This window comes from Paenactinomyces guangxiensis (assembly GCF_016055185.1).
Lineage (GTDB): Bacteria > Bacillota > Bacilli > Thermoactinomycetales > Thermoactinomycetaceae > Paenactinomyces > Paenactinomyces guangxiensis.
Window position 1 is genome coordinate 1 of the sequence record NZ_JAECVR010000043.1, and the last position, 6,507, is coordinate 6,507.

A 6,507-nucleotide genomic window follows, 5' to 3' on the forward strand; every position below is an offset into this window, starting at 1 on the left:
CCCGCTTTGAGAATGGCCAACATCCCCACCATCATCCACGGGGAGTTTTCCACCCAGAGCCCGATGATCTGATCCTGCCGGACCCCTTTTTCCCGCAAGACCCGGGCCAGCTGGTTGGCCCGTTCATTTAACTCCCGGTAAGTCAACTGTTCTGCTCCAAACACCACGGCCATATGATCCGGTGTTTTCTGCACTTGCTCTTCAAACAGCTCATGGATCACCTTCTCCCGGGGATAATCAGCTTTTGTATCATTAAACTCCACCAGCAACTGTTGTTTCTCTGTTTCCGTTACCAGTTCAATCTCAGATAAACAAATCTCCGGGTGGTGAACAATTTGCTCCAGGATGTGAATAAAATGCTCAGCCATTCTCTCGATCGTGTCCCGCTTGAACAAGGATGTGCTGTATTCCACTGCAAAGGACAGCGTCTCCCCTTCCACAGCGGTCCAGGTGAGATCAAATTTGGCTTTTTTCCATTCCAGTTCATAAGGTTTAAAGGTGAGCCCCGGAATCTCAAGTTTGGACATCTCCAGATTTTGCAGCACAAATATGGTGTCAAACAGCGGGTTCCGGCTTAAGTCGCGGCGGATGTCCAGCTTCTCCACTAACTCTTCCAGAGGATAATCGGCATGCTCGTGAGCCCCCAGCACCTGTTCTTTCACCCCGGCCAAAAAGGCTGTAAATGTCTGGCTGCCTGCGGGCTGGTTCCGGATCGCCAGGGTGTTGACAAACATCCCCAGGATCCGCTCCAGGCCGGCATGGGGCCGGCCGGCAACCGGAGAACCGACAATCACGTCCTCCTGTCCGGTATATTTCATCAGCAATACATTGTACGCCGCAAGGAGCGAGGTATACAGAGTGGTTTTATGCCTGGACGCCAGTTGCTTCAGCTTTTCCGCCAGTTCCGGCTTCAGCTCAAATGTAACCACATCCCCGTCAAACTGTTGCACCGGGGGCCGCGGGTAATCGGTCGGCAATTCCAGGACCGGCAGTTCTCCCGCGAACTGGTTGAACCAGTACTTTTCCTGTTCCTTCAGTTGTTCCGTTTGCGTGAACCTCTGCTGCCAGACGGCATAGTCTTTGTATTGGATCCTGAGCTCCGGCAGATCTTTCCCCTGATACAGCTTCACAAACTCGTGGATCAGAATATTCATGGACATTCCATCTGAGATGATATGGTGTATATCGATCATCAGCACATGCCGTTCATCATCCACCCGGATCAGACCCACCCGCAATAATGGGGCCTCGCTCAAATCAAACGGTTGGATAAAGGATTTGACTAACTTTTTTACCTCTGTTTGATCTGCCGCCGTCATCCGGTTGATCTTGGGGATGACCTGGGGATGAATTTTCTGCACCAGCTCCCCGTCCATCAAGTGGAACGACGTGCGAAACGCTTCATGTCTTTGTACCAGGGAGGCAAATGCATTCTGCACACGTTCCGGGTCTAAAGGGCCTTCTACCTCCAGAATGACTGGCATGTTATAACCGGAACCCACATTTTCAAATCCTTGAATCACATACAACCGTTTTTGCGCGGAGGAGGCGGGGTAAAAATCCCGTTCTTCCGCAGGTTGAATCGCAGCATAGGAACAGCCTTCCGCCTCTTTGACGTAAGCGGCCATCTCCTTTACCGTGGGCCGGGCAAATACTTCCCGCAACGGAACTTTCACTTCCAGGGCTTTTTGCATCCGGGATACCAGCATCGTGGCTTTCAGCGAATGGCCGCCCCGTTCAAAGAAGTTATCATGGATCCCGACCGGTTCCACTCCCAGAACTTCCTCCCAGATCCGGGCAATGATTTCTTCTGTTTGATTGGTTGGAGCCGTGTATTCCACACCTGTTTGCATCCGTCCTGACGGCTCCGGCAGTGCTTTTTTATCCACTTTGCCATTGGGAGTCAGGGGGAGTTTTTCCAGTTCCACAAAGGATGCCGGGATCATGTAGTCAGGCAACGACTTCGCCAGATATTGGCGTAATTTAGGAATATCCAGTGTGTCATCCGGGACTACATAAGCACAGAGATCCGCCTGGTTCCAGTTATCTTTGCGGGCAGTTACAACCGCTTCTTTCACCGCCGGGTGCTTGAGCAGTTGTGCTTCCATTTCCCCCAGTTCAATCCGGTATCCCCGGATCTTCACCTGGTCATCGATGCGTCCCAGATACTCAATGTTCCCATCCGGCAGCCAGCGGGCCCAATCCCCCGTTTTATACATCCGCTCTCCGGGTGCAAACGGATCGGGCACAAACTTCTCGGCGGTCAACTCCGGCCGATTCCAATACCCGCGGGCCAGACTCTCTCCCCCGATGCATAATTCCCCCGGCACTCCCACCGGTTGCAACTGCTGGTTGGCGTCCAAAATATACACCCGGTTATTGGCAATCGGACGGCCGATCGGCAACACGGATGCTTGCGGCTGAACGGGACAACTGGTGGTTACAACTGTATTTTCCGTCGGCCCGTAGTTGTTTACAATGTGGTAGTTCCTCTCTTTGACCCGGTGTAATTGGTCTCCGCCCACCAGTAACGCCCGCAGCGATTGGTTTTCCAAGTCCATAAACTGTTCCGCCAATGGTGTCGGCAAAAAGCTGATCGTAATTCCTTGTTCCTCAAAATACTGGTTAAGGGCATCTACATCTGTCCGCATTTCCTCTTCAATGATGCAGATGGACGCACCCGCGATCAGATAGGGGAACACTTCCCACACAGAGGCATCAAAGCCAAATCCGGCAAACTTGGTACTCCGGTCCTGTTCGGTTACCTTGTAATACCGGTTGTGCCAGGTGGAGAGGTTGACCAGGGAACGGTGTTCCACCATCACTCCCTTTGGCTTTCCTGTCGAACCGGAGGTGTAAATCACATAGGCCAGGTCTTGCGGCTGGTTTACCTTTTCCAGATTGGCAGCTTCTCCCTGGTACCACTGATCATCAGCAAGGTCCAGCACCTCACCGGTATAATCCTCTGGAATCTCAAGCTGCCCATGCACCAGGAGCAGCCCGGCTCCGCTGTCCTCCAGCATGCAGCGGATTCGTTCCGGCGGATAATTGGGATCCATCGGCAAATAAGCTCCGCCCGCTTTGAGAATGGCCAACATCCCCACCATCATCCACGGGGAGTTTTCCACCCAGAGCCCGATGATCTGATCCTGCCGGACCCCTTTTTCCCGCAAGACCCGGGCCAGCTGGTTGGCCCGTTCATTTAACTCCCGGTAAGTCAACTGTTCTGCTCCAAACACCACGGCCATATGATCCGGTGTTTTCTGCACTTGCTCTTCAAACAGCTGATGGATGGTTTTCTCCCAGGGATAATCAGCTTTTGTATCATTAAACTCCAGCAAGAGCTGACGCTTCTCTTTTTCGGAGACGATTTCTATATCTTTCAGCTGAATGTGTGGATTGGCCAATACTTGTCTAATAACCTGTTGCAAATGGTTGAAGATATTCTCCATAAACCGGGATGTGTATGTTTCATTGTTGAAGCTTAACTTCACATTCAGCTCTTGATCCATCCCGATGACGACGTTCAAATCATAGTTGGTCTGTTCAAAGCCAGCCACATCAATGATTTTAAAACCAAGCTCTTCGCCGGAGTCATCCTCACTAAAAGGATAGTTTTCAAATACGACGATATGATTAATAAGTCGGTTGGAGAATGGGTGTTGTGCCTGGATCTCAGCCAGAGACAGATAATCATGCTGCTCTGATGCTAAAGCAGATTGCTGCACTTTTTTGATCAAATCGGCAAATGCCTCATTTTCGTCACTGCAAATCCGGACCGGAATGGTATTGATGAATAAACCGACAATCTTTTCTACATCCCGGATTTCTGCAGGTCTGCCTGATACAACAGAACCAAATACCACATCATTGGTATTGTTATATTTTTGTAACAAGATGCCCCAAATCGCCTGAAAAACCGTATTTAACGTTACTTGATACATCCTGGCCAACTGTGACAGTTTCTGAGTTTGTTCCGCGCTCAAATAAAAAGTAACCTCTTCATGTACATATGATTTCGTTTCTCCGGAAGTCCGGCGGGGAATCTCTGTCAGATGTTCAATCCCTTTTAAATACTCTTTCCAATAAACACGCGCCTCTTCCTCATCCTGTTTCTTTAACCAGCGGATATACTCACTGTAGGACGGAATTTTCTCTATGGTGATTGGTTCACGGTTCATTCGTTGTTGATACATACGCATCAGATCATCAATAACAATCCCCATACACCAACCATCCATCAAGATGTGATGAAAGCTTAAAATCAATTGATACTGAGTTGCTCCTGTTTGCAGAAGGGATAAGCGTACAAGTGGATCCCGGGAGAGATTAAAACCCCTCTCCCGGTCCTTTTGTTTAAACTCCTCTATATAACTTTCTTTTTGTTTCTCTTTCAGGTGAGAAATATTTTCAAAGAAAATAGAGGCTTTTCTTTGCTTAAGCACCACCTGCATCGGCTGATTTACTTTTTCATACAGAAAGAGAGTCCTGAAAATATCATACTTTTGAATTAATCCATTAAAGCTTTCCTCCAAATAGATGGGATTTATTTCCCCCTCGATCCGGAAAACAGTTTGTTCAAAATAGGCGGAACTACTCGGATTCTTTAAATAGTGGAACAACATTCCTTTCTGCAAGGAAGACAATCCGTAGATATCTTTTACATTTTTTCTGTCAAACATATTTCCCAACACCTCTTAGCATGTTAAATGCCCCTTTTGTCACGCTTCACTTTTCCATTTCCTCTAATACTCCAAAAACATCTTCCAATTCTTCAAGCGTTAACTCCTCATGGGCAGTAAAATCACTGGGAGTTCGTTCCTCTTCCTCCTGCTCCATACAATGGAAAACAATTCGGAGCAAGTGATCCTTAAAACGCTCTGCCAGTCCTTCAATATGTTGATAGTTGTATATTTTTTGGTTGTAACGGAAGACGAATTGTAGTTTTCCACTCTCTACAATACCAATAACATCCAGTTTATAGAGATCCTGAGACCTTGGACTCATCTGTTCCCCCATCGGCAAAGAAGACAGACTAAACGCTTCCGTTCGCACATCTTGATCAAACTGCCCTAAATAGTTGAAACTGATCTCCGGACGCAGATTGAAAGTCATGAAATCCTTGTTTTCCTGGCTGGTCAGGTATTTCAGAATCCCATAACCCACTCCTTTGTTAGGGATCTCCCGCAACGTTTCTTTCACGGACTTGATGGTATAAGACAGATCATTTGTTTTAAGATCAAACACGACTGGATAGATAGATGTAAACCATCCGACTGTTCGTGTTATATCGATTCCTTCGATAATCTCCTCACGCCCGTGCCCTTCCAGACTTACAGCTACCTTATCTTCGTTTGTCCACTCTTTGATCGTGAACGCCAGGGCAGCAAGCAACAAGTCGTTGATATCGGTGTGATAAGCCCTGTGAACACTGGTGAGCAATTGGTTCGTCTTTTCCTCCGTCAAGCTGATATTGACCACTTCGCTATCCTTTATTAAATAACGATCCATCTCCCCCTGGTCGCCCGGAAGTGGAGGAACCTTCATCTTATCTATTTCTTTCCAGTAGGTAAGCTCTTGCAAAAACTTCTTGCTATTCGCGTATTCCCACAGCTTTTGACTCCAAATTTGATAAGAGTGTGTTTTTGCAGGGAGATCAATCACTTCCTGCCGGATCGCTTGTTGGTATCCTGTGGCAAAATCCTCCAGTAAAATACGCCATGAGACTCCGTCTACTACCAGATGATGGATGATAATCAAAAGATGATCCCCATCTGCAGTTTGAAACAACCCCAGTTGCACCAGAGGGCCATGGCTTAAGTTGTTTTTCCGCTGCAATCGGTTGGCCTCACGTTCGATTTGTATCATCACATCTGTATCCCGGGTTAGATCACAGACATGGAGCTCAAAAAATTTACCATCTAGTCCGCGGTTGGTTTGTATTACTTTCTCTCCGTTAACATAATATGTCATTCTCAGGACATCATGGTGCTCGGTCAATTTGCGAAACACCTGCTCTACCGCTTTTGGATCCCATCCCTTACGGTTATACAGCATCATGGACTGGTTCCAGTGATGGGGATCAGCAAAATGTTGTTCAAAAAACCATCGCTGAACGGGTGTTAACTCCACTTCCCCTTTAACAACCCCTTGTGCCGCCATTGTCTGATACGATTCTATATAAGGGGCAAGCTCTGATACCGTTGGATTTTGAAACAGATGTTTCATTTCCAGCTTCTGGTTCTGCCTGTTTAGTTGTGAAACAATCTGAATTGCTTTAATGGAATCCCCGCCTAATCGGAAGAAGTTATCATGGATTCCCACCTGTTCGATTCCCAATACTTCCTGCCAGACCCTGACAAGCATTTCCTCTATCGGGTTGGTGGGAGCCACATATTCTGCACCTGTCTGCATCCGTCCTGACGGCTCCGGCAGTGCTTTTTTATCCACTTTGCCATTGGGAGTCAGGGGGAGTTTTTCCAGTTCCACAAAGGATGCCGGGATCAT

The 6,507-nt window shown here is 47.8% G+C and carries 2 protein-coding genes; both read right to left on the reverse strand.

Annotation, left to right across the window (positions count from 1 at the left end; genetic code table 11):
- On the reverse strand, positions 1-4,682 hold a 4,682-nt coding region (locus I8U27_RS19935), incomplete at its 3' end, for a non-ribosomal peptide synthetase (RefSeq protein WP_198065923.1).
- A gap of 46 nt (positions 4,683-4,728) precedes the next feature.
- Positions 4,729-6,507 (reverse strand): condensation domain-containing protein (locus I8U27_RS19940; RefSeq protein ID WP_198065924.1); only part of this gene is annotated, 1,779 nt, incomplete at its 5' end.